Raw genomic sequence first — 23,980 nt, 5'->3', positions numbered from 1 at the left:
ATGGGTTTTTCTGCAATACAAATATAATAACCTTTTGGTTATTGTATCCGGGATGAAAAATATTGAAATTTCTGAAACAAGAATAGATCCCGGGTCAAGCCCGGGATGACATCTTCAGAACGACATCATGCTGTAAAACGACTTTTGATACAGCCACCAGAAGCAAATGGGTCTATAATTATTCGTTGTCTTTTAATCCTTCCCGTTTTTGTTCCGCTGGTATCAAATATCCGGCATCCGGTATTCAGCGTCTTATATCAAGCATAAAAACGGATCTGACGTGGAACTTTAAACGTTAAACCTGGAACTTCTCTTACGGAATCCGGAACCGGAACCCTGCATAAACCATTCGTCCTGTCACTGGTCCCCAAATCAGTGATCCGTCAAAATATGGGCTAAAGGGCGTTTGCGCATCTATGATCCGGTAATCCTGCACATAGTTGGTCAGGTTTTCGCCACCCACATACACTTCCCACTGTTTACTAAACTGCTTGCTTAACTGTGCCGCCAGCTGGAAGAAGGAGGGCGACCAGACATCCATTTGTTTGCCGGCTGGGTTGGAAGCCGTATTGGGTATGCGTTTGCGGCTCAGCCACTGCGTGGTGTAGTCAAATTTCCAATTATTGCGGGTTTCGTAGGCCAGGTTAATAAAAGCCCGGTGCTTTGCCGTAAAAGGCTTATCCAGCAAACCCTGGTTATACTGGGTCTGCACTTCCAGCCAGCGGTAGGCCATGCGCAGCTCCAGTTTGCGCAACAGCTCATAGTTCAATTCTGCCTGCACGCTGTTAGATACCGACTTGCCTTTTAGATTATAAAACCGGATGGCCTGGGGATCTGCATCCAGGTCGGCCACGGTTTGGTTGCGAAAGCGTGTTTGATAAGCATCCAGGGCAATGGATCCCTTGCGACTGCCCAGCATAAAATTGTGTATAAAATTAAGTCCATAGTTCCAGGCCTTCTCCGGATCCAGTCCATAACCATAGGCAGATGTGGGATTGAGGATCTCATATCGCCGGGCGCTCACAAATACACCTACATTCTCGGCAAAAATATTGCTGATACGGAAGCCGGATCCGCCCGATAACCGCAGGTTGGTTTTGGGACTGAAGTCGTATTTTAAATGCAGCCGGGGGCTGGTGATAAAACCAAACTGATTGTGATGATCCAGCCGGAGGCCGGCAATGGCGGTCAATTTGTCCGAAGCAGTATAAGTATATTCAAAAAAGGCACCCGGAACTATTTCATTCCGTTTAAACAAATTCCCATTCAGGGTTTCACTATAATTTTCGTTGGAGAAGCTGAGGCCGGTGCGGAACTTATGATCCGTAGTGCCGATGATGGATTGATAAATAAAATTACCATATACGGTTTTCTGCCGTCCATTGTACGTTGTTAACCCGTAATAGCCATTATTGGAATACTGGCCGGCAGACAGGATCAGCCCCAGGCTCTTGTATTTATGCTGCGGAAACACATAACCCAATTTACCGGTAAACCCGTACTGCTGCGCATCGATCCCCACTCCGTAATAATTGGTGGTATGCCGGTCGCGGTTGGGATCAAAGTCCATTTGCCCGGCGTAACGCTGATCGTTCAGGGCCTTTAGCGCAAACTGAATGATCCAGCCGTTATTGTCCAGGTACTTCCAGCGGTTAACCAGGTTCCACTGCGAGCCAGTGGGCAGGTCTTTAAAACCATCCATATTATGATCGACCTTTTTATTGCTGTAATTGCCGTGAGTGAGCAGAGCCGTGCTCCATTTATCATTGAGCTTTTGAGCCGTATTAATATTGGCTTCCAGCCGCCCCATGGTGTTTACATAGGCATTTACCAGCAGTTGCTCCGGGTTGTCCGGCTTTTTCTCTTCTACATTGATCTGGCCGGCAATGCTTTCATAACCGTTCACCACCGAGCCGGTTCCCTTGGTAAGCTGGATGCCGTCAATCCAGGGCCCGGGAATATAGGTAAGCCCGTAATGTGCTGTAAGGCCTTTGAGCTCCGGCGTATTTTCAACTAACAATTGCGTATAACTGCCGGAAAGGCCCAGCAGCTGAATCTGTTTTACCCCCGTAACGGCATCGCTGTAGCTGACATCAACCGATGGACTGGTTTCAAAACTCTCCGAAAGGTTGCAGCAGGCCGCCTTGGTTAGTTCCTTTGTGCCCATGTTGAGCGTGTTCAGGATACTCATAGTGGATACAAAGGTGGACGGGTTTTTTGAACTTACGATGACCTCTTTAAGATCGCCGGTTGAGGAGTTTTTTAAGATAATGGTAAGCATATCCGGGGTTTTTACACTGATCGTGTCCGACCGGAAGCCTACATAACTGATGGCAATATGCGTAGGCAAATCAGTCTCCAGACGAAATACCCCCGTGCTGTCGGTTACAAAATGCTGGTTGGAATGCAGGCTTTTTACCGTAGCATCTGAAATAGGATTCAGCTTTCCTTTGGCGGTTTCCTCCAAAACCACACCGGTAATGATTTGCTTTTGTTTTGGGGTTGCGGCATCTGCATCGCGTTGGTAATGGCAGCAGGCGGGGAGTGCCTGGTAAACGGCGTCCGGCGCCTTAAAACGCTCATTATCGTGACCGGCGGCAGCTACCGCTTTCAGGATTTTTTCACCACTGGTCTTTGCAGGGTCATAACTTACTGTAAGCAACTGGGCAATTGCATCCCACCTGGCCGATTTTGCTTTATGGTCCAATACGGTGGTCTCAATCCGCTCTTTGCACATTTCACAGGCGCCCAATACTTTAAAGGTTTCTGTATTTATCTTTTTTTGAGCTGGGGAAGCGGTTGCGTTCAGTAAGAATAAAAAAATAATCAGGTATCTCTGGATCATAAATTCGTTTTTAGAAAATAAGTACAACAATTATTACCGGGATCGTTTACGCCGGCTTACAATAAAAGTTGCTTTTTCTAAATTCTAAAAACGCCGAAAAGAATGGAACGTTTTTCCGGCACCAGATCGGGCGGATCGGCCGAAATTGCCGGTAGCCAACGGGTAAAAAACGCACCGGGTTCTTTGCAAAACAGGGTGGGAGGTGTAGAAAAGAGGGGGCCAACAGGAGCGTAGGAGAACACAAAGGAGCTGTTCGTTTTTTGGTCAACAGAAACCTTTGCCCCAATCGTTTTGTGCTCACAACAGTTTTTTCCTTTTTGTACCGGACAATCCTTTGTTTCCTGGGGTTTTGATTGCAGGGAAATTTCTTTCAGCTTTCCACAGCAATAAAAAAAGTTCAAACTAACCCCAAAAGAGGCCAGGCTGTAAAAGACAAAAACAAGTAATATGGTCAGTTTCCGTAACACGATGGTTCCTGGGTGATATCTCTAAACAAAGGCGCTTATAAAAGGTTCAAAGATACGGGCATTTTCTTATGTGAGGGCAGATTTGAGAATGTGGAAATGTGCAAATGTGCAAATGTGAGAGTGTGGGAACAGGCAATGGGTCACTGCATATGAAACGGATCCAACCTGGAACCCGTCCGACCGTGTCGTCCGGGCGAGCTTTAAACGTGAAACTTTAAACTTTAAACCTCCAACATCTTCCCATGCACGTTCATCACCTGTGCTATCACGGACACGGTTTCACTGTTATCGATTACAAAATGACAGCGGCGCATTTTTTCGGTTTCGTCCATCTGCTGTTGCATCCGCTCCCGTACCTGGGCTTCGGTAATGCGGCTGCGGTCCATCGTGCGCCGGATGCGCAATGCTTCGGGGGCCGTAACACCGATCATGTAGTCCATATATTTATCACTGCCGCTTTCAAAAAAAATAGCCGCCTCTTTTATGGCATAAGGCCCCGCTTGTTGTGCAAACCACTCCTGGCTGTCGCGGATGGTTGCCGGGTGCACAATGGCGTTAAGGCGCTGTAATTGCTCCGGGTTGCCAAATACTTTTGAGGCCAGCAGGGGGCGGTTCAGCCGGCCGTCCTTATAGGTATCCGGCCCAAATAAGCCGGTAAGCTGTTCGCGGATCTCCGCACTGGTGTTCATGAGCTTTTTTGCAGCGGCATCTGCATCATATACCGGGATGCCCAGGGTATGAAATATAGATGCCACCAGCGTTTTACCGCTTCCAATCCCTCCGGTAATACCTACTTTGAGCATGAAGTTTATTTTTTCTGATTTGCCACTGAAACTCAGAAACACCGATTTTTTATATCCTGAGGCGCACCTGTATCCATCGACCTCAAACAGTCTTAAAAAAACTTCAGTGTTTCAGCTGCTCTGTGGCTGTAAAACAGGATAATAAAAAACACGACAAAATTACTTCTTGCCGTGTTCCTGTTTTAATTATGTAGCTGGCTGCTTATTTAGCAGGAGCAGCGGCAGCCTTATTCAACTGGTTGGTCCAGTCCATGCTGATGGCCGATTTTTCGATCTTGATATAGTTACCGGGGCTCACCTCAATGCTCAGGGTTCCGTCTTCGTTTACCTGGCTTATTTTACCATGAATGCCTGCAATGGTTACTATTTTATCGCCTTTCTGAAGATCTTCGATGAATTTTTTCTGGTTTTTAGCTCTTTTAGCCTGCGGGCGAATAAAAAACAGCCAGAACACAATGATCATTCCAAACATGAAGATCATCGTTGTCATCGATCCAAACGGGCCGGGCGAACCCTGCGCCTGCAATAATACACTTGTCATTTCTATTTACGCTTTGATTAGTTAACTACTTCTACTTTAAAATTTAAAACGGATTCTGTAAACGGTTTGGTATTGGCACGCACCGTCATATTTTTATTGTGTGATCCTTCAGATTGTCCTGCGCTGTTGAATTTGGCCACTACTTTTCCTTCTTCGCCGGGCATGATGGGTTTTTCAGGCTTTTCACCAACGGTACATCCGCAGCCGGGGGTTACCGACCCAATTACCAGGGGTTTATCCCCGGTGTTCTTGATGGTGAAAGGAATTTCAACGATCTGTCCCTTTTTAACCTTACCTACATCTTTAAATGTAGAATCTACCCACACTGCTGTGGTAAAATTTGCAGAGTCTGTCAGTGCTTTTTCTTTCTGTACTGTTGCCAGGCTGTCTTCAGAAGCCTCACCGGTTTTCCCGGATGTATTCTTACATGCAATAAGTGTTGCTGCTGCAACAAAAATAAATAATCCCTTTTTCATCAGTTTATTTTTTAAGTTTCTGTTCTGGGAAATACAAACTTAGTTCAAAATGCCCATAAGAAAACCATTGAATTTATTTTAAACAGATTCTCAGGCTTTTTTATAATCCGTTTTCTTTAAGCGGCCTTCCTGCACCAGTTCTTTATGTATATTGTCCAGTATGCCGTTTACAAAATGCCCGCTTTGAGCTGTGCTGTATTCTTTGGCAAGGTCAATATATTCGTTAATGGTCACTTTTGGCGGAATGGTTTCAAAATAGAGGAACTCGGCAACTCCCATTTTCATGATTACCATATCCAGCAATGCTATACGCTCGGGATCCCAGTTTTTTAACTTCGGGGTTATGAATTCCAGCAGGTAGTCATTTTTGTCGCTAACGGTGGCCAGTAACTGTTGGGCAAAACGGGCCTTTTCGGCACTGATTATTTCCTGGAATTTTATAGCCCCGGGCTTGTGCAGGTAGGTTTGCAGCAACTGCACTACCATTTCACCATCATCGCTCCAGTTGGAAAAAAACTCTTCAACATGACTGATAAAATCCTCATTGCCGAGCATATAGTCATTCAGGATAAATTCAAAAATCTTCCGGTCTTCCTGTTTGCTTTGCTGGTTAATGGATATATAATGATGATATTCAGAAGTTTTTGTAAGTTGATTATAAATTTTCTTTACCAACTCTTCATCTAACTGTTTTTCGGGTTTGTCCCGCTTCAGCTGATCTTCCAGTTGCTGATCTTCAAGGATCTGCCAAAGCAGGCTGCTGCCGGCCAGCTTGGTATTTACATTCAGATCGTGTGCCGAAGGAATATATTTGCTGGCCCTTTTATGAGCATCCTTTTCGGCATAACGCGCAATTTGTGTTATAAAATAGATCAGGTATACAAACAGGCTGCGGGTTTGATTAAAATGCTGATCTAAAATTTTGGAAGGACTGGGTACTTTACTGTTCTGTTCGGTTTCAGTGCTGCACGCGTACAGGGTCTGCATTACCTTAACCCGGATATTTCTTCTACTAATCATTGATTGAATGAACTCTTTTTGCGGCTGCGAAGATAGTTGATTTATACATTATTGAAGAAAAAACCGGCGCAAAATGCAATTTTGACAGGTAGGCAATCAACTATTCCTGATTTTGCCTCCGGAATTCGATTTAAACTGAAAAAATTTCATTAAAACAAGGGATGGCATACTATTTATGCTACATTAGCAGCCCAAAAAATAAAAACATTTTGGCACTTTAAATTAAAATTTTAAAAAACAATACGATTATGGCTAAAAAAACAACTGTTACCCCTTTGCATGACCGGGTAATTGTAAAACCAGCAGCAGCAGAAGAAAAGACTGCAGGAGGCATTATTATTCCTGATACTGCCAAAGAAAAACCCCAGCGCGGTACTGTAGTAGCAGCAGGCCCCGGTAAAAAAGACGAACCCGTAACAGTAAAACCCGGCGACACCGTATTATATGGTAAATATGCCGGCACCGAAATCCAGATCGGCGGTGAAGAACTTTTAATAATGAGAGAAAGCGATATCCTGGCGATTGTATAATTAATGTGTAAATGTGCTGATGTGAAAATTTGAAAATCAACACATCAGTAATGTAAGCTCCTTTAAAAATAAAACGGAATTGTGATTTAGACACATTTTCACACTTTCCACATTTCCAAATTTTCAAATTAAGTTAAAAATGGCAAAACAACTTTTCTTCAATATTGAAGCAAGAAATAAAATGAAAAAAGGCGTTGACTCTTTGGCCAACGCTGTAAAAGTTACATTAGGACCTAAAGGCCGTAATGTAGTAATCGAGAAAAAATTTGGTGCACCCGCTATTACTAAAGATGGTGTTACCGTAGCAAAAGAAATTGAGCTGGAAGACGTGGTTGAGAACATGGGCGCTCAAATGGTGAAAGAAGTAGCTTCCAAAACTGCAGATATTGCAGGGGACGGTACTACTACTGCCACTGTTCTGGCACAGGCCATTATTGGTGAAGGGCTGCGTATGGTAGCTGCCGGCGCCAACCCAATGGACCTGAAACGCGGTATCGACAAAGCTGTTTCTTTAGTAGTTGAAAGTCTGAAGTCGCAAAGCCAGACTGTTGGAAACGACAGCAAAAAAATCAAGCAGGTAGCCACCATTTCTGCCAACAATGATGAGCAGATCGGTGAGCTGATTGCCCAGGCATTTGGCAAAGTAGGTAAAGAAGGCGTGATCACTGTAGAAGAAGCAAAAGGCACCGATACTACTGTAGATGTAGTAGAAGGAATGCAGTTTGACCGTGGTTATATCTCTCCTTACTTCGTTACCAACAGCGAAAAAATGGAAGCTGAATTACAGAATCCTTATGTACTGATCTACGACAAGAAGATCAGCACCATGAAGGACATTCTGGGTATCCTGGAAAAAGTAGCACAAAGCGGTCGTCCGCTGGTGATCATTGCAGAAGACCTGGAGGGCGAAGCACTGGCTACCCTGGTGGTGAACAAACTGCGTGGTACGCTGAAAGTAGCCGCTGTTAAGGCTCCTGGCTTCGGCGACAGAAGAAAAGAAATGCTGACCGATATCGCCATCTTAACCGGCGGTACTGTTATTTCTGAAGATCTGGGTCATAAACTGGAAAGCGCCGACCTGGCTGCTCTGGGACAGGCTTCTTCCATTACCATTGATAAAGACAACACTATTGTGGTGGGTGGCAAAGGTAAAAAAACGGAGATCGTTGGCCGCGTAAACCAAATCAAAGCACAAATCGAAAATACCACTTCCGACTACGATCGCGAAAAATTACAGGAGCGCCTGGCTAAATTAAGCGGTGGTGTGGCGGTATTGTATGTAGGTGCTGCTACCGAAGTGGAAATGAAAGAAAAGAAAGACCGTGTGGATGATGCATTACATGCAACAAGAGCAGCGGTTGAAGAAGGCATTGTGCCTGGTGGCGGTGTAGCTTATATCCGCGCTATCGAAAGCCTTAGCGTAAAAGTAAAAGGTCAGCTCGAAGACGAAGCAACCGGTATGGCCATCGTAAAACGTGCCCTGGAATCCCCTGTACGCACACTGACCGATAACGCCGGTATCGATGGTTCTATCGTTGTTCAGAAAATCAAAGATGGTAAAGCTGATTTTGGTTTCAACGCAAGAACGGAGAACTACGAAAACCTGTTCAAAGCGGGTGTAATTGATCCTACAAAAGTAAGCCGCGTTGCATTGGAAAATGCTGCTTCTATTGCAGGTATGTTACTGACTACCGAGTGTGTGGTTGCTGACAAACCCGAACCCAAAGCCGCGGCTCCTGCAATGCCGGGAGGTCCTGATATGGGTGGCATGGGCTATTAATATAGCGAATAGTCAAGGGTCAATGGTTAATGGGCAATCGTTAATCCGTTGGTCGCTTAATAAAAAAGGTCCCGCTTCTTTTGAGGCGGGATTTTTTTTATGGGCTTTGGGCTGTCGTGCAGGACCGTACAGCGGTTCCGGCTATCCGCTGTACCTCCGTTACACTCCGGTGCCGCTGCTATCCGGCAGCCCGTAGGCAGCAGGATAACAGGCGCATTCCGGGTTTTTACCCTTGTTGGTGTTGCGTATTGGCCGCGCGTATTGGCAAAGCACCATCAACTTAGTCGTCCTTTGGCCGTTGTTGGTGTTGCGTCCAACGGTCGGCAACGGCAATCACCAACAACTCAATCATGCCGTTGGTGTTTTTCCCTTGCACAGGCTCCCCTCAACACCAACAGCGGCGCTAAAAAACGCTCTGATTTTAAATTGCTTCACCTGTCAACTTTGCGTTACCTTTGCACCACTTTTTGAAAACAGATAAATAATCATAGACGCATGATAAGTGTAAAAGATCTGAAACTGGCTTACGGTAAGCGGGTATTGTTTGAAGATGTGAACGTTAATTTCACAAAAGGCAACTGCTACGGGGTTATTGGAGCCAACGGGGCAGGAAAATCGACCTTTCTGAAAATTCTGAGCGGCGAAATCGAAGCAAATAAAGGAACCATATCCATTACTCCCGGTGAGCGCATGGCCGTTTTAAAACAGAACCAATTTGAATTTGATGATCAAACGGTGCTGAACACGGTATTGATGGGGCATAAGAAAATGTGGGACACCATGCTGCGCCGGGATGCCATCTATGCCAACCCGGATGCAACGGAAGATGATTACATGAAGGCATCCGAACTGGAAGCGGAGTACGGGGAGATGGGAGGCTATGAATCCGAAAGTGATGCGGCGGCCTTTTTAAACGGCCTGGGAGTAGGGGATGCGCTGCACCAGATGCAAATGAAGGATATCCCCTCCAATATGAAAGTGCGGGTGTTGCTGGCGCAGGCGCTGTTTGGCAACCCGGATATCCTGCTCCTGGATGAGCCTACCAACGGTTTGGACATAGAAACCATCGGCTGGCTCGAAAATTTTCTGGCAGACTATGAAAATATTGTGCTGGTGGTAAGCCACGACCGTCACTTCCTGGATGCCGTATGTACCCATGTGGCCGATGTAGACCGCCAGAAGATTAAGGTGTTTACCGGTAACTACAGCTTCTGGTACGAGAGCTCCCAGCTGATGGCACGACAAATCAGCGATAAGAATAAAAAATTGGAGGAAAAGAAAAAAGAATTACTGGACTTTATTGCCCGCTTCAGCGCCAACGCCTCAAAAAGCAAACAGGCCACCAGCCGGAAAAAAGCACTGGAGAAACTGGACTTCCAGGAAATTGAGCCCAGCTACCGTAAATATCCCGGTATCATCTTTCAGCCCCTGCGCGAAGTAGGGAACCAGATATTAAATGTAGAAAAATTAAAGTCGGCCACCGGGGGCCGGGTGCTTTTTGATAATGTTACATTTAGCGTAAACAAGGGGGATAAGATCGCCTTTATTTCAAAAGACCCGCTGGCGGTAACCCAGTTTTTTGAGATCATTAATGGCGAAGCAAAGGCAGATGCAGGACAACTTGAGTGGGGAACCACCGTTACGGCTGCCTACCTGCCCATTGAGAATAGTAAATTTTTCCAGTCCGATTTGAATTTAATGGACTGGCTGCGTCAATACGTACCGTCGCACGTAACCGATGTAGATGAGCCGTTCCTACGGGGATTCTTGGGTAAGATGCTGTTTGGCGGGGAAGAAGTGCTTAAAAAAACCAATGTGCTGAGCGGCGGTGAAAAAGTACGTTGTATGGTGAGCAAGATGATGCTCCAAAGCCCCAATGTGATTATCCTGGATCAGCCCACCAACCACCTGGACCTGGAGAGCATCCAAAGCTTCAACGAGCAGTGTACCGTTTATAATGGTATTGTGCTGCTCACCAGCCATGACCATACTTTTATGCAAACTGTGGCCAACCGTATTATCGAATTAACGCCCAAGGGCATTATTGACCGGTTGAGCACCTTTGATGAATACCTGGAAGATGATCGGGTGAAGGTATTGCGCCAGGAAATGTATGCATAGGCATTTCAAAAAAAATAAGATCAAACGGAGCAGCGGCTCCGTTTTTTGTACCCCCATTGCCATTCATAAAAAAGATCCGAATCAATTGTGATCTCTGTCTTTTCTTTGCGGCAATTAAAGTATTGCTTTAGCTGGGTCAGCTGTATAAACGACCCATAAATTTAAATAAAATGCGTAGAAAAATTTTCTTAGTGGCCCTGCTGTCTGTTATAGTTGCCGGCATCCATGCTCAGGATAACCTCATCAAAAAGATCAGTGGTAACGGGAGCGACAGCACCGGTTTCCGGTTTACCAATATCATTAACCTGGCGGTTACGCCTATAGAAAACCAGGGTTCATCGGGTACCTGCTGGAGTTACTCCACCAATTCTTTTTTAGAATCTGAAATGATCAAAGCCGGCCGCAAACCCGTACCCCTTGCAAAGATCTATACCGCCCGCAGGTCTTACGAAGACAAAGCAGAAAGCTATGTAAAAATGAATGGCGCCGTAAGCTGGGGCGATGGCGGCGAAGCGCATGATGTTATTAATATGTATGCTAAATACGGCGCGGTGCCGGAAGAAATATATACCGGCCTGCTGAATGGCGCCACCACCAATAATTTCAGCGAAATGCAGGCCATTTTGAAAGCCATGCTGGACGCGGTGATTAAAAACCCCGCCGGAGTACTCTCTCCCCGCTGGAAGAACGCTTTTACAGCAACCCTGGATGCCTACCTGGGGCCCGTACCGCCGATGTTCACCTACCAGAACAAAAGCTATACACCGAAAACCTTTGCAAAAGAAGTAGTGGGGCTTGATGCTCATAATTACATTGAATTTATTTCCCAGAACAATACACCCTACTGGCAAAAAGCCATGATGATGGTACCCGACAACTGGGCTTTTCAGTGGGACTACAATATTCCGCCGGCTTCCATTACCGATATTATCGATAATGCGCTCAAAAACGGGTACACCGTGGCCTGGGGAACGGATGTTTCAGAGCCTTATTTTAGCTGGCCCAATGGGGTTGCCTTTGTACCGCAAAACCCTGTTTCTTATGTAAAGAATATTACCGCAGCCCAAAAAAAGGAGCTGTTCAGCGGTCCCAAACCCGAACCGGAGATTACGCCGGAACTCCGGCAGACCGGTATTGAGAACGGCCAAACATCGGACGATCATGGAATGCACATTGTAGGGCTGGCTAAAGACCAGAACGGGAAAGCGTATTATATTGTAAAAAACTCCTGGGGCACCAATAATGAATATAAAGGGTATCTGCATGTGACAAAAGCCTATGTGCAATTGAAGACAACCAGCATCCTCGTCAATAAAAAAGCGGTACCATCATCGGTTGCTGCAAAGATCACACTGTAAGTGGTTTTCGGTAACGTAACCGGAAATTATAACGAAGGCTTCATTGCAATTAAATATCTTTAGTGGGAACACTAAAATAAACGATAGCATGTTAAAGCAACAACCAATGGATCGAAAGCGGTTCCTTCGTTTGTCTGCCCTGGCCGGTATTGGCCTTGGGATCAGCAGCCAGGCAGCCGCAAAAACAAACGGCCAAGCCGCGCAGGGAAAACGGATCGGGATCATCGGGCTGGATACGTCGCATGCCGTGGCCTTTACAAAATCATTGAATGGCGGCAGCCCGGATCCGGCATTTATGGGCTACCGTGTCGTGGCCGCATATCCCAAAGGCAGTAACGATATTCCCTCCTCAGTGGAGCGCATCCCAGGCTATATCACCGAAGTGCAAAAATATGGGGTAACCATCACCCGGTCTATAGAAGAGCTGTTGCCGATGGTGGATGCGGTTTGCCTGGAAACCAACGATGGCCGGCTGCACCTGGAGCAGGCATTGCCTGTGTTAAAAGCCGGTAAGCCCCTTTTTATTGATAAGCCCATGACGGCTTCTTTGAAAGACGCTGTGGCGATTTTTAATGCGGCAGCCCAATACAAGGTGCCGGTATTTTCAAGTTCCTCGCTCCGGTATATTACCGGTATGGATGAGGTAGGCAAAGGCACTTATGGCAAGGTGATTGGTGCGGAGACCTACAGCCCGGCACCGCTTGAAAAAACACATCCGGATCTGTTTTGGTACGGGATCCACGGCGTAGAGATCCTTTTTACAGCCATGGGCTCCGGCTGCCAGTCGGTTGTACGCGTACATACACCGGAAACCGATGTGGTTACCGGCACCTGGAGTGATGGACGTATTGGCAGCTTCCGCGGTACACGTACCGGACCATCCGGATACGGCGGCACTATCTTTACCGAAAAGAAGACGGTATCCCTTGGAGGCTTTAAAGGATATGATCCCTTGCTGAAGGAGGTCATCCGTTTTTTTGAAACAGGCAAGCCTCCGGTAACTGCAAAAGACACACTCGATATTCTGGCCTTTATGGAAGCAGCGGACGAAAGCAAAAAGAAAAATGGAGTTCCGGTAAGCCTGGCTTCCGTTTATAAAAAAGCGCACTACAAACCCCTTAACTAAAACGATCATGGCCAATAAAACCAATCGCCGGAGCTTTATAAAAACAACAACATTTTCTGCCGCAATGCGGCGATAATCCCAATCAGGGAGAAAGCTGTATCTTGCTAATCAGCATTGAAACGATCCGATATGAAACGATTCCTTTTTTTTATTATTTTTTGCGCGGCGCTCCAGACAAAGGCTCAAAATAATTACAACTGGCAAAAAGACATTCCTTATTATCCCGCATCAGTAAAACAAGAAGCATATCAGCAAGAGCAATGCCGGCTGGATGTATATTATCCCCGTGATAAAAAGAATGCAGCCACCATTGTTTGGTTTCATGGAGGTGGGCTTAAAGCAGGAAAAAAAGAAGTTCCCGCCGCGTTGATGAACAAGGGATATATTATCGTAGGAGTAGGGTATCGTTTTTCGCCAAAAGTAAAAGCGCCATTGTATATCGAAGATGCTGCAGCCGCAGTGGCCTGGGTTTTTCAGCATATAGAGCAGTACGGAGGCAGCCGGGACAAGATCGTGTTATCCGGTCACTCGGCCGGAGGCTACCTGGATCTGATGCTGACCCTCGATAAAAAGTATCTACAACGTTATGGCATCAATGCCGATAGTCTTTTGGGGATCGTTCCTTTCAGCGCCCAATGCATTACCCACTTCACGGTAAGGGAAGAGCGGGGCACCAACCCGCTGCAACCGGTCATCGATTCCATGGCGCCCCTGTATCATGTCCGTAAAACGACCCCGCCCATATTGCTGATCACCGGCGACAGAGAAAAGGAATTATATGGCCGCTATGAAGAAAATGCCTATCTGTTGCGTATGTTAAAACTGGCAGGCAATACGCAGGCGGAGCTTTACGAGTTGCAGGGGTACAACCATGGCGGCATGGCGCAACCCGCCTTTCCACTATTGTTGCAGGAAGTGGAGCGGGTGCTGAAACTGTACAAATAGAGCCCGGGCGATCACATTCTTTTCACCGGTACAATACTTACCGCAGGAACAATCGCTTTGCAAACCATAAAGCCCGTTTTTTCGGGCAATTACCGCTCATCCATATCGGGTAGGAAACCTGATAAAATAATTTCATATTTTTGTTTTGTTGAAGTAAAATAACAGACAACTGCATGGTAAACGGATATTAAACATAGTGCTTCAAATTAAGATATAAATGTGCAATCAGACAACCTCTTAAACTGTGCGAGGGCGGCTGCGAAGAGAAAAAGTATGTAACTAAATGCTAAAAGAAAAGATGTATCCGGGTATCTATTTAAACGCTTTCTATAACAAGGGTTATCGCCTGGAGATCATCCAGGGAAATGAACAGTTTGTCCAAAAAGGATACCTGCTGGACCCCCTACATATAGAAGCCATACCGATTATCCATAATCTCATTTTTTTTAATGAAGCAGATCTTTTTATCGAATCGATGGTTCACTTAAAGATCGATGCGCTTTATGAAGCAGTTGTGAGCAGTGAAGCAGCCTACAAGCAATTCATCCGCACAAAATCCAGGAAACCGCTATACGATGTGTATGCCTGTTTTCAGCCCTTTAACGAGGCCTTTAAATCTTTTTATCCTTTCATTAAGCTGTTGCGGACAAAACTAAAAAAAGGAGATGTTATTATTGATCTGTGGAACCGCAGCGGATGGAGCGCGGCATTGCTGGCCGGCCTCTTTCCCGAACAACAGGTTGTTACGATCTGGGAAGGTAATAAGGACGTATTGGGATACAAGGGGTTTCAACACTGGTTTGCCCATACAGCCGCCAATATACAGGTCATTTTCCACGATCTTAATAAACCATTACCGTTTGCAGACAATAGCGTAGCATTCGTGTACGGGCTGGATGCCCTGCACCGGTTTGACCAGGCATCATTGCTAAAGGAACTGTTACGAATCACCACCCGTGAGGGAGCGATCATCTGCCCGCATGTACACCTTTCAAACTCGGAGCCGGTGCCTTTTTTTGAACGGGGTTGCCGTCAGCTGCATGGCCTGCAATACGATGCGCTCTTCAAAAAAATGACCGGAGTAAATCCCGCCCTGGGGGGCTTTGTATTCTCCGAACCGGGATTGTTTGCCTTCAATGAATTGAGCGATGGGCATCAGCGGCCGCTTGTATCGGAGCCGGACACAGAAGACTATAATGCTTTAGTGGCCCTGTTGCCGCAGTCCTGGTCCGCAAACAGGCTGGAGCCCTTTGATCCAGCAACAATGAATGGGGCAGACGCTTCTTATATACTGGTAAATCCTTTATTCAATATTGATCTGTCTGTACAGGAAATTAAGATTGATCCGGCGCAGCTGTCGGGCGCAGTAGGAAAGCTCCTCAGCCGCCACCCGGTATACGAAAAAAGGATCAGTACCGTTGCGACCCTTCAACTAAACGACCAGGACTGCAAATTGCTGTACCTGGCTTCAAGATTCTACTCCCTGCAGCAGATCCGCAGAATGTTGCAAACAGGCCCCGAAAATTTTCAGGCGCTTCTAAAGAAATTAAGCGCTCACGATATTATCCAGGTGGTGCCGGTTCAGCAAAACTTTGCAAGACTGCAGCAGTTCTTGTCCACGCAGGAATATATTCTCTCTCCCCAAGAACAGACCTTGCCGGCACTATGGCAGCGGGCCTGCGAATTATTTGCAGACAATGTGTTTCTATACACGGTGGATGACGAAAGTGAATTTAAATATGGCGATGTGGACCTGCTGATTCAAAAAACGATTGCCACCCTTATAGAAAAAAAAATTCAAAAAGGCGACCGGATAAGCCTGGTGGGGCCATTTCACCCGGAGCAGGTCATTCTTTTCTGGGCTGCCATGCATATTGGGGCTGTAGTGGTGCCGCTGGGTTATGAACTTCCTTCCGGTACGTTGGATCATATATTCCGGGAAATAAGTCCGGCCCTTGTGCTCGCGGATGAAGAACGGTTAAAAAAGATTCCCGCCGGTTTGCATGCCCGCTGTGTGCTGGTCGATAGCGAAGAAGACACAGATACTCCGGTGCCTTCTTTTTCCGGATGGCTTAGCGAAAATGACATTGCCGCCAGCACCGTAACTACGGTGCCCACAGATCTTGCAGTGATCTTATATACCTCCGGATCTACAGGTCTTCCTAAAGGAGTCATGCTGACGCAGGGACATCTTGTACGCAGTGCAAGGCAAATGACAGAAACTTATTCCTGGGAAGCAACCGACCGGTTTTATGCAATGGGCGGCCCGGACAGTATGAGCGGTTTGAGAAACGGGTGTATTGCGCCGGTAGAAGTTGGAGCAGCCGTAGTGATTCCGTCAAAGGGAGCTGGCACAACCCCCAGAGACATTGCCGCATTCATTGAAGCCTCCGGAACCACTATTATTGCAACAAGCCCGGCACTGCTCAGCAGCCTGGCCATCCATCAACAGGAAGTAAAAGCCCGCTTTACAAAACTACGGCTTGTATTGAGCACCGGCAGCCCGCTCAGCCCTTCATTGAAGAAAACCTTTTTTGAACGTTTTCAGCTTCCGGTGTATAATTATTATGGATTAACGGAAACAACGGGTATCTGCATTGCCGAATCGCCCGCAGAAAAAATGGCGGAGGGCTCCATTGGCCGGCCGGTATCCTGCATTGCGCAGGTAGTTGATGAAAATGGCCAGGTGTTACCGAAGGGTAAATCAGGGGAGCTGCGTATTTACAGCGAAAACATCACGCCGGGCTACCGGAACATGGCAGCGCTTACAAACGCCGTTATCCGGAATGGCTGGTTTTATACCGGGGATATGGCACTGATAAACGAAGATGGTACTATTAAACTGATGGGGCGAAAAAATGACTTTATAAAGAGCCCGCACAGCGAGATCATCTACGCCAGCGAAATCGAAAGCTGCCTACAGGAGCTACCTGGTATAAAAGCCGTATCTGCCTGCCGGTTTGAGGCCAATGAGGCCGAAAAAATGGCTGTATTTGTAGTACAAGATGCATTTTTGCCCCATGAGGCCATCATTGCCACAGTAAAAAATCATATTGCGCAAACCCTTGGAAACAGGAAAATACCTGCCGTTGTAATGGTGGTTGACGAGCTGCCTTATGGAAAGAACCAAAAAGTGTTAAAAAGTAAATTGATTGATCTTTTATGAAGGATATTGCACACTTGTTTACAACGCTGGAAACCCGTGATACCGGAAAATTCGCTGTCTTTGAGAAAGCCTCCTTAACCTACCTTGAGTTACTGGAAAAGGTAAAGAAAATAACCTTGTTGTTTAACCGGCGGGGATTTAAGAAAGGCGACCGGCTGGTGCTCTCCGTTTCAAACGACCAGGATACCACCGTTTTTTTTATTGCCGCATTGCGCAATGGTATTGCACCGGTATTGATCGATCCCCAGGTAAAACGGGAGCGGGCCAATGCCATTATCCGCGCCGCAGATCCGCAGGGATTTATTGTAGATGAAACATTGATGGCCGATTGGAATATTCCATCAGCAGCGCCTGCTATCATCGTGCGGCAGGGCCAGCAAAAAAAAGGAAAACTGTTTGCAAAACTCCTGGGCAAAGGTAGCCCCGAAGATCCCGAAGCCGGTCAATTCTACCCGGCATCAACAGCCGGCCTGGAGCCATCCGAGGCCAGGTTTCCTGAGGCGGTGCCCCCCCAAACCATTGCCTATATCATTTATACTTCCGGCACCACATCCGATAGTAAGGGAGTGGCCATCACGCACAAAAACCTGTTTACGCATTTACGCACGTTATCCGGCGTATACGGTCTTACTGAAAAAGCAAACATCCTGAACCTGCTGAACCTGTATCACGCCGACGGCATCATCCAGGGGCCGGTACTGGCGCTATACAACCAGGCAACCCTCTACCGGCCGTTTCATTTCAGCATCAGCGAAACCGGCGCACTGTTCCTGAGTATTTACCAGCTGCGTATTACACATGCATTCCTGGTGCCAACAATCCTTTCACTGATGGATAAATTTTCAGAAGGGTATGAAGACAGCTTTCAGACGGAAGATTTCCAGATGGTGATTTCAGTTTCCTCGCATATTGAGGCAGCGCTCTGGAAACGATTTTCAGAAAAATTTAAAACAATCATTGTAAACGTATATGGTCTTACCGAAACTGTTGCCGGCAGCTTGTTTTGCGGCCCCGGGCCGGAATCTTTTCGTATGGGTACGGTTGGCAAACCGGTCGACTGTGAAGTAAAGCTGATAGATGAATCGGGCAGCGAGGCTGCCATAGGGCAGGAGGGGGAGTTGCTTCTGAAAGGAGCGCATATTATGCATGCTTACTTTAACAACAAGCCGGCCACAGAAGAGGCTCTGAAAGAAGACTGGCTTCATACCGGCGACATCGGGCTCAGGGATTCCGAGGGCTTTTATCATATTACAGGGCGTAAAAAAAACATTATTATATCCGGCGGCTTTAACATTCACCCCGAGGAAATTACCGAAATACTCAATAGCCATCCCGATGTTTCAGAAAGCGTATCCTTTGGTATACCCGATGAGGTGTTTGGAGAAAAACTGGTGAGCTGTGTAGTACTGCATCCAAACAGCAAGAGTACCGAAGCACAGCTGACCGCATATTGCAGGGAGAAACTCGAACCGGAAAAAGTACCGGCCAAAATTCAGTTCCTGCCAGCATTGCCACGCGGGCTTTCGGGTAAAGTGCAGCAGGCAGCTACGAGGCAGCTATTTGATGCCAGCCAGGAGCAGCAACAAAACAGCAACGGATCTATATTAGCCACCATCATAAACACGGCAGCAGGCGCCTTCCGGGTTCCGGAGCAAACCATCAGCCGGGATAGCACGTCATACACGGTTTCGGGGTGGGATTCCCTGTCGCACCTGATCCTGATTACCGAACTGGAAGAAATCTATAATGTCCGGTTTTCAACAGCCGAAGTAATGGTGATGAACAGTATTGCGGGTATTGAGAAAATTATTACCGGTAAACTAAGCTGATGCAAAACGCTCCCCCGCTCAAAATATGGATACCTGTGCTGGTGATTGTATTTTGCGGATATATGGCTCTGTATATTTCAGTGGTAAACGATCCTGATGTGTTTTTAGAATTGGATCAGGATACCGAGACCCTATTGAAAGACTATGTTGCAAAGCAGGATGATTCCACATTGACGGTTGTTGTTTTGGGCACATCTCTGGTGCAGGCGGGAGTTGCTGACGAAGACTTTTTCAGACACGCTGCGGCTTTACGTTACAAACGCAAGATACGGGTCTTCAAACTCTTCGGCTCCGGGGGTTATCTTGAACAGTTTACCCAAAATTCCCGGGTATTTGATCTGCTGGCAACCTACCCACCGGATCTGCTTTTGATAGAAGAGAACCTTATTGGCTATCATGTGATGCAGAAGAAAACCCGGAATTTCCTGATGTATGAAAAACTGCGATCCTTCTATGCCATAAAAAAAAGCAGCCCGGAGAAGGCTGCGGGGATACCCTTTCAGCTACCTGTCATTCCTCAAACAGAAGATCTAATTAGAGACACGGTTCATATCGATGCTTATGTAAAAGCAGCGGCCGGCAGAACGGTAAGAACCTATGCAGAGAATAAAAGCGTGGACCCTTTCCTTCAGCGATTAACCGCCGGCGGTGCAAAAATTGTTATCCTTAATTTCCCCAGACCATACCCGATCGAATCGGGCATCCGGTCAGGAAAATATGCAGCACAGTTCAGGCAATTGCTGCAGGATTATCAGCAACAATTTGGCATCCGTTACTGGTCCTTTGACCAACCGCTTCCGTTTAGTTGTTTTTGTGATTTCGGACATATGAACAGGGAAGGAGCTGCGGTGTTCTCTCAATGGGTATTACAAAAGATCGTATCGGAATACTAAATATTAAAACCGGAACGCCTGCGGGCTTTTTTATATGGATGCGCTAAACACGATTTTTATGATCAGTCTCGGAACCGCCGTTTTATCCTGGTTGTTGCCGGGAAGATGGGGGATAAGGGGTATTAGTATTATTACCCTGCTGTACCTCGCATGGATGGCGCCTGTCTCGTTGGTTCTGCTCATTTTTACGGCGGTTGCCGGTTATTTTATATTACATACAGGAGGCAGGATTCCGCTGAACGTCCGGCTGATCTGTTGCTTGTTTCTGTACACGGGTATCCTGCTTCATTTTAAAATACAGGTGGCATTTGCCTCAGCAGGTACCGGGTTCCTGGTTCCCCTGGGACTTTCGTATTATCTTTTTAAACAGATTCATTATGCGTTTGAAGTCTACAAGAAAAAATTGATGCGCCATTCGGCCGAAGAATATTTCATCTACCTGTTTTTTTTACCCGTACTGCTGGTAGGTCCCATTAACCGGTTCCCGGATTTTTTAAAAGATCTGCGCCGGCGCCGGTGGAACGGGCCGTTGGCCTCATATGGGTTGCAACGTTGTTTATTTGGATATGCCAAGATTGTCATCGTAGCCAATTACATTTTTTCCTATAAAATACAGCAGCTGACAGAGAATAAAATAATTGCGGCTGATGGCTGGCTGGCCAATTACCTGTCTGTGATCCGCTTTCCTATGAATGCCTATTTCCAGTTTGCCGGGTACTCTGACATTGCCATCGGGCTTTCGGCCATTATGGGGTTCCGGATCATGGAAAATTTCCGGAATCCATTTATGGCCACCAACCTGAATGAATTCTGGAGGCGCTACCATATATCCCTTTCTTCCTGGTGCCGGGATTATGTGTTTACCCCTGTGGCCAGTTATACCCGTAATGTTTATATGGGCGTAATTGTTTCCATGCTGGTATTAAGCCTGTGGCATGAAATTTCACTGAACTATTTTATATGGGGAATGGTGCAGGCCGCAGGCATTATGCTTTCCTCCCGGCTGATGCGGTTTAAAAGCCCTTTTAATCCCGGCAGAGGCTTTGTGATTTTTGAAAAAGGATTTAAAATGTTCCTGGTATTTCACTTCTTTGCGCTGAGCTGTATTCTTATTAAACCGCAAAGCTGGCAATCGATCATGCATCAGTTCCGGCTACTTTTCAATTTTTAACCATGTACCGTTTCCTCCGGAAATATTTTACGCCGGCTATCGCCAATCTGCTCATTATCCTGTGGTACCTGGCGCTGCTGGCGCTTATCTTTTTCCTTTCACAATTTCCTGAAGGATCCTTTCGATATGTGAAATGGTAGTGCAGCTCCTCCGGAGATTTTCTGCGGTTAAAACAGCCGCAGGGAGTAATGATTTACAGAATAAGGGAACACCCGCTGTTTCAGCGCCGGCGCCCGGCAGTGTTTAACTACCACCGTATATCGCTGATCCGCGGCACAATCTCTTTACCGGTATGGAGCATTTCAGAATTTTGATAGTGCAGTTCCTCCGGGGATTTTCCTTCCCATTGGCTGGCTTTCCCTTTCAGTTGAATCCTGTTCTTAACAGGATCGATGGTAAGCGTGGTAAACAGCGCATCCTTATAAGGACAGGTATAGGAGAGATAGGGGTATTGCTGATGCACCACCGGATCATAGATGGTGTGCTTATATTTTTCGCCCATCCAGTAATAGGAAGCAGAATTGACGTGCACATAATGTATACCGTTTATGTGGTAATGGGCGTCAATATGTGTATGCCCGTTTATAGCCAGCAGGATTTTATTCCGGTGTTTTTCCAGCAAAGCCTGTATTTCAACCGCATTATCTACGGCACCGGCGCCCGCCAGTGGCTGATGCGATACGATAAGTAGCGGCTCTTTTACCGTTTCCAGTTGTTCTTTTAGCCAGGTCATTTGTTCCGGGCCAATATAGGCGGGGTAACCGCTTTTCCGGGTGGGAGACCCCTTGTCATTGCCATCCAGTACCAGCACGCAGATGCCCTTTAATTGATATGCATAATACCGGCCAGGCATGCCCCAGTAGTTGATGCATTGTTGTTTGGTATAACCGGAATCGGTATCGTGGTTGCCGATTACATGCAGCGTTTTGGAATGCGCATTTTTAAAGGCACTGATCACTTTTTCATTTTTATCACCGGGATAGGCAAAGTCGCCCATTTGTAAAAGTGCATCGGGATTTATTTTCTTCATATCCGCTAAAAAGGCTGATAACCGCTCATAGCCGGTTGGAATCAGATCCTGATGCAGGTCGGTAATGATGCCGATCTTTATGGTTTCCTTTCTCATTGCGGCGGATAGGGCTGCCGGAATACTCAGGGCCAGACCTGCAGATGCCGCGACCTTTACAAATTGCCGCCGGCTAAGGGTAGTAGTTTGTAGTTTCATATTTCAACACAAGTTAAGTTAAATACCTTATTGCGTGTTCCGTTTGTCTGCCTGCTATTTACCGCAAAGATCGCCGGGGGGATCCGCTGGGGGTGCCCAATGGAAAGCCAGATGCCAAAAAAATGGTTAATGGAATTATATCGTTTTGGCCGGGTCCTGATACCAGGCCGCTAATATTAGAATAACGCCAATGATCATTAGTCCGTAAAGGACATACCGGAGAAAGGAACGGTTATTTAATTTGCCATTCAGCCATCTGCCCAAAAATATGGCGGGAACGGAGGTGGTTAGCGCGGCCAGGAAATAGTAATTCAGCTCCGCCGTTACCAATCCTTTAGCAGCATAACCGGTAAAGCCCAGCAGGCTTACCGGCAAAAAATAAGCCTGCAGCGTTGCGCGAAACTGAACTGCCGGCCACTTTCGAAGATTGCCATATACCACCAGGGGCGGCCCGTTCAATCCATACGCACCGCCAAAAACGCCCGATAAAAAACCACAGATAAAAAGCCATAACTGACTATCGGCATTCAGGCATTTTGTGTTTTTGACAGTCAGCGTATAGAGCGCATAGCCGGTGATCAATAAACCAAGTACCGTTTTTACAAGATGTTCGTTGCCGTACACAAGGATGAGCAAGCCCAGGGGAATGCCCGGAATTGCATAAAAAATAAGCCACCTGGCGCTATAAAAATGAATCTTACGATGGTCCTGTATCACAATAATAAGGGCAATGATAATGGACAGCATTACCGATAGCGGCACGGCCGTTGTTGCCGGCAGAAAAAGAAGGAACAGCGGCACTGCAACCAGAGACTCTCCAAAACCCAAGGTTGACCGCACGAGTGCGGCAATAAAACTAATGACAAGAATCCAAATAATGATCAGGGGCATAGGGGGTGAAAATACATAATTATCTCACTCCGAATAATTGTAAAATTGCCGGATGCCCATAGTAAGACGGAATAACACAATAGTCAGACTGGTGGTAGCTGGAGCAATTTTATATTTAACATAATATAAATTATAGGACAAAACGGGCCGCCGCTGAGGCGGCGCCTTATCCGTTTGTCAGCTATAATTCTATATTATGTCTGCGCTCCATTGCATTCCGCTTGCCCTGCGGGTAAATAATTATCCGGCTTCTCGTCTCCGTAGGAAATTTTTTTTTTGCGTTTGTCTGGCAAGAATGTCTTCGCCCGTTTTTCCTATAATTAGACATTATGTCTCCGCTGCGCTCCGGGCTGCGCCTAAATAGCCGCTGCGGCTATGCTATTTGCTTGTAAAATTTTTGGTGGCGATTTTTGAAATTTACGCCACAAATTTTACGCGCAAAGCCGCCCACAGGCTCGGCATTTAATTTTTTCCTTGACCCACGCGCAAAGAAATTTTGTGGCGTTCGCTGGCATGCGAAAAAATGCGTATGTGCCTTGCAGGCATTTAATCCGCATTTTTCTGTGCTGGCGCTCACGACGTTTTTTATTTGTCCTTTTGCCTTGATGCAAAAGAACGAAAAAATCAAGGCCAAACGAATGCTCCGCCGTTTGGCCGGCCCACGCACACGAGCACTCGGCACGAAAAGCAGCACACTGGCCTTATTGAAGGTGTAGACCGAAGTGCGTGCTGCCTGATTATCGAAGTTTACCTATTGCGCTGATTTTCTTTGTGAAAATGCACGTTAAAGACA

20 protein-coding genes and 1 pseudogene are annotated in these 23,980 nt (G+C 46.6%); 13 read left to right on the top strand and 8 right to left on the bottom strand.

Annotation, left to right across the window (positions count from 1 at the left end; all coding sequences use genetic code 11):
* Positions 1-313: 313 nt before the first annotated feature.
* Positions 314-2,845 carry a TonB-dependent receptor domain-containing protein gene (locus tag GGU45_RS20700; RefSeq protein WP_435228038.1) on the bottom strand — a complete coding sequence of 844 codons (2,532 nt, stop codon included), beginning with the start codon at positions 2,843-2,845 and terminating at the stop codon, positions 314-316.
* Between the two features lie 102 nt (positions 2,846-2,947).
* On the opposite strand from GGU45_RS20700, the gene GGU45_RS20695 reads away from it, so the two are divergent.
* On the top strand, positions 2,948-3,079 hold the full coding sequence (locus GGU45_RS20695; protein ID WP_435228036.1) for a hypothetical protein: 132 nt from the start codon (positions 2,948-2,950) through the stop codon (positions 3,077-3,079).
* A gap of 47 nt (positions 3,080-3,126) precedes the next feature.
* Here the strand turns inward: GGU45_RS20695 and GGU45_RS21745 are convergent.
* The 5 genes and pseudogenes from GGU45_RS21745 to nusB all read right to left on the bottom strand — a co-directional run.
* Positions 3,127-3,312: pseudogene (locus tag GGU45_RS21745) on the bottom strand (HYC_CC_PP family protein); the annotation flags it as partial.
* A gap of 221 nt (positions 3,313-3,533) precedes the next feature.
* Entirely contained in the window at positions 3,534-4,115 is a 582-nt protein-coding gene (gene coaE, locus GGU45_RS20690; protein ID WP_435228034.1) for a dephospho-CoA kinase, read from the bottom strand.
* A 202-nt stretch (positions 4,116-4,317) separates the two neighbouring features.
* Positions 4,318-4,656 carry a preprotein translocase subunit YajC gene (gene yajC / locus GGU45_RS20685; RefSeq protein WP_435228033.1) on the bottom strand — a complete coding sequence of 113 codons (339 nt, stop codon included), beginning with the start codon at positions 4,654-4,656 and terminating at the stop codon, positions 4,318-4,320.
* 17 nt (positions 4,657-4,673) lie between these two features.
* Entirely contained in the window at positions 4,674-5,132 is a 459-nt protein-coding gene (locus tag GGU45_RS20680; RefSeq protein ID WP_435228031.1) for a DUF1573 domain-containing protein, read from the bottom strand.
* A gap of 90 nt (positions 5,133-5,222) precedes the next feature.
* On the bottom strand, positions 5,223-6,152 hold the full coding sequence (gene nusB, locus GGU45_RS20675; RefSeq protein ID WP_435228029.1) for a transcription antitermination factor NusB: 930 nt from the start codon (positions 6,150-6,152) through the stop codon (positions 5,223-5,225).
* Positions 6,153-6,400: 248 nt separating this feature from the next.
* Between nusB and GGU45_RS20670 the strand changes: the two genes are divergently transcribed.
* The 11 genes from GGU45_RS20670 to GGU45_RS20620 all read left to right on the top strand — a co-directional run bounded on the left by GGU45_RS20670 (position 6,401) and on the right by GGU45_RS20620 (position 21,211).
* Positions 6,401-6,682: a co-chaperone GroES gene (locus GGU45_RS20670; protein WP_435228028.1), complete on the top strand. Its 282-nt coding sequence runs from the start codon at positions 6,401-6,403 to the stop codon at positions 6,680-6,682.
* A 139-nt stretch (positions 6,683-6,821) separates the two neighbouring features.
* Positions 6,822-8,462 (top strand): chaperonin GroEL, encoded by a 1,641-nt coding sequence (gene groL, locus GGU45_RS20665; RefSeq protein ID WP_435228026.1) that lies wholly within the window; start codon positions 6,822-6,824, stop codon positions 8,460-8,462.
* A gap of 495 nt (positions 8,463-8,957) precedes the next feature.
* On the top strand, positions 8,958-10,583 hold the full coding sequence (locus GGU45_RS20660) for an ABC-F family ATP-binding cassette domain-containing protein (protein ID WP_435228024.1): 1,626 nt from the start codon (positions 8,958-8,960) through the stop codon (positions 10,581-10,583).
* 170 nt (positions 10,584-10,753) lie between these two features.
* A complete protein-coding gene (locus GGU45_RS20655) occupies positions 10,754-11,941 on the top strand; it encodes a C1 family peptidase (RefSeq protein WP_435228022.1) in 1,188 nt (395 codons plus the stop codon).
* An 88-nt stretch (positions 11,942-12,029) separates the two neighbouring features.
* A complete protein-coding gene (locus GGU45_RS20650; RefSeq protein WP_435228020.1) occupies positions 12,030-13,067 on the top strand; it encodes a Gfo/Idh/MocA family protein in 1,038 nt (345 codons plus the stop codon).
* 129 nt (positions 13,068-13,196) lie between these two features.
* Complete coding sequence (locus tag GGU45_RS20645) at positions 13,197-14,012, top strand: alpha/beta hydrolase (protein ID WP_435228018.1); 816 nt, start codon at positions 13,197-13,199, stop codon at positions 14,010-14,012.
* Between the two features lie 283 nt (positions 14,013-14,295).
* Positions 14,296-17,178: an AMP-binding protein gene (locus GGU45_RS20640; RefSeq protein ID WP_435228017.1), complete on the top strand. Its 2,883-nt coding sequence runs from the start codon at positions 14,296-14,298 to the stop codon at positions 17,176-17,178.
* On the top strand, positions 17,175-19,007 hold the full coding sequence (locus GGU45_RS20635) for an AMP-binding protein (RefSeq protein WP_435228015.1): 1,833 nt from the start codon (positions 17,175-17,177) through the stop codon (positions 19,005-19,007). The genes GGU45_RS20640 and GGU45_RS20635 overlap by 4 nt, the downstream gene beginning before the upstream one ends.
* Positions 19,007-19,900: an SGNH/GDSL hydrolase family protein gene (locus GGU45_RS20630; RefSeq protein WP_435228014.1), complete on the top strand. Its 894-nt coding sequence runs from the start codon at positions 19,007-19,009 to the stop codon at positions 19,898-19,900. Before GGU45_RS20635 ends, GGU45_RS20630 begins: the two co-directional genes overlap by 1 nt.
* Positions 19,901-19,958: 58 nt before the next feature.
* A complete protein-coding gene (locus tag GGU45_RS20625; RefSeq protein WP_435228012.1) occupies positions 19,959-21,071 on the top strand; it encodes an MBOAT family O-acyltransferase in 1,113 nt (370 codons plus the stop codon).
* A gap of 2 nt (positions 21,072-21,073) precedes the next feature.
* Positions 21,074-21,211: a hypothetical protein gene (locus tag GGU45_RS20620; RefSeq protein ID WP_435228010.1), complete on the top strand. Its 138-nt coding sequence runs from the start codon at positions 21,074-21,076 to the stop codon at positions 21,209-21,211.
* Between the two features lie 107 nt (positions 21,212-21,318).
* Here the strand turns inward: GGU45_RS20620 and GGU45_RS20615 are convergent, their stop codons facing one another.
* Positions 21,319-22,296, bottom strand: coding sequence for a metallophosphoesterase (locus GGU45_RS20615; RefSeq protein WP_435228008.1), 978 nt, complete (start codon positions 22,294-22,296; stop codon positions 21,319-21,321).
* Positions 22,297-22,431: 135 nt separating this feature from the next.
* Entirely contained in the window at positions 22,432-23,187 is a 756-nt protein-coding gene (locus tag GGU45_RS20610) for a sulfite exporter TauE/SafE family protein (protein WP_435228006.1), read from the bottom strand.
* Positions 23,188-23,597: 410 nt separating this feature from the next.
* On the opposite strand from GGU45_RS20610, the gene GGU45_RS20605 reads away from it, so the two are divergent.
* Positions 23,598-23,903, top strand: a complete 306-nt coding sequence (locus GGU45_RS20605) for a hypothetical protein (RefSeq protein WP_435228004.1) — start codon at positions 23,598-23,600, stop codon at positions 23,901-23,903.
* Positions 23,904-23,980 lie beyond the last annotated feature (77 nt).

Source organism: Niabella hirudinis, from assembly GCF_051201075.1.
Classification (GTDB): domain Bacteria; phylum Bacteroidota; class Bacteroidia; order Chitinophagales; family Chitinophagaceae; genus Niabella; species Niabella hirudinis.
The sequence above is the reverse complement of the archived record's forward strand: the minus strand, read 5'-3'. Positions and strand labels throughout refer to the sequence as shown.

Excerpts from the sequence above, each read along its gene's own strand:
- GGU45_RS20655 (WP_435228022.1), top strand. The coding sequence starts at position 10,754 with ATGCGTAGAAAAATTTTCTTAGTGGCCCTGCTGTCTGTTATAGTTGCC.
- GGU45_RS20650 (WP_435228020.1), top strand. The coding sequence starts at position 12,030 with ATGTTAAAGCAACAACCAATGGATCGAAAGCGGTTCCTTCGTTTGTCT.
- yajC (WP_435228033.1), bottom strand. The coding sequence starts at position 4,656 with ATGACAAGTGTATTATTGCAGGCGCAGGGTTCGCCCGGCCCGTTTGGA.
- GGU45_RS20615 (WP_435228008.1), bottom strand. The coding sequence starts at position 22,296 with ATGAAACTACAAACTACTACCCTTAGCCGGCGGCAATTTGTAAAGGTC.
- GGU45_RS20620 (WP_435228010.1), top strand. The coding sequence starts at position 21,074 with ATGTACCGTTTCCTCCGGAAATATTTTACGCCGGCTATCGCCAATCTG.
- GGU45_RS20625 (WP_435228012.1), top strand. The coding sequence starts at position 19,959 with ATGATCAGTCTCGGAACCGCCGTTTTATCCTGGTTGTTGCCGGGAAGA.
- GGU45_RS20635 (WP_435228015.1), top strand. The coding sequence starts at position 17,175 with ATGAAGGATATTGCACACTTGTTTACAACGCTGGAAACCCGTGATACC.
- GGU45_RS20700 (WP_435228038.1), bottom strand. The coding sequence starts at position 2,845 with ATGATCCAGAGATACCTGATTATTTTTTTATTCTTACTGAACGCAACC.
- GGU45_RS20640 (WP_435228017.1), top strand. The coding sequence starts at position 14,296 with ATGCTAAAAGAAAAGATGTATCCGGGTATCTATTTAAACGCTTTCTAT.
- GGU45_RS20610 (WP_435228006.1), bottom strand. The coding sequence starts at position 23,187 with ATGCCCCTGATCATTATTTGGATTCTTGTCATTAGTTTTATTGCCGCA.
- GGU45_RS20630 (WP_435228014.1), top strand. The coding sequence starts at position 19,007 with ATGCAAAACGCTCCCCCGCTCAAAATATGGATACCTGTGCTGGTGATT.
- GGU45_RS20670 (WP_435228028.1), top strand. The coding sequence starts at position 6,401 with ATGGCTAAAAAAACAACTGTTACCCCTTTGCATGACCGGGTAATTGTA.
- GGU45_RS20645 (WP_435228018.1), top strand. The coding sequence starts at position 13,197 with ATGAAACGATTCCTTTTTTTTATTATTTTTTGCGCGGCGCTCCAGACA.
- GGU45_RS20660 (WP_435228024.1), top strand. The coding sequence starts at position 8,958 with ATGATAAGTGTAAAAGATCTGAAACTGGCTTACGGTAAGCGGGTATTG.
- GGU45_RS20680 (WP_435228031.1), bottom strand. The coding sequence starts at position 5,132 with ATGAAAAAGGGATTATTTATTTTTGTTGCAGCAGCAACACTTATTGCA.
- nusB (WP_435228029.1), bottom strand. The coding sequence starts at position 6,152 with ATGATTAGTAGAAGAAATATCCGGGTTAAGGTAATGCAGACCCTGTAC.
- coaE (WP_435228034.1), bottom strand. The coding sequence starts at position 4,115 with ATGCTCAAAGTAGGTATTACCGGAGGGATTGGAAGCGGTAAAACGCTG.
- groL (WP_435228026.1), top strand. The coding sequence starts at position 6,822 with ATGGCAAAACAACTTTTCTTCAATATTGAAGCAAGAAATAAAATGAAA.
- GGU45_RS20695 (WP_435228036.1), top strand. The coding sequence starts at position 2,948 with ATGGAACGTTTTTCCGGCACCAGATCGGGCGGATCGGCCGAAATTGCC.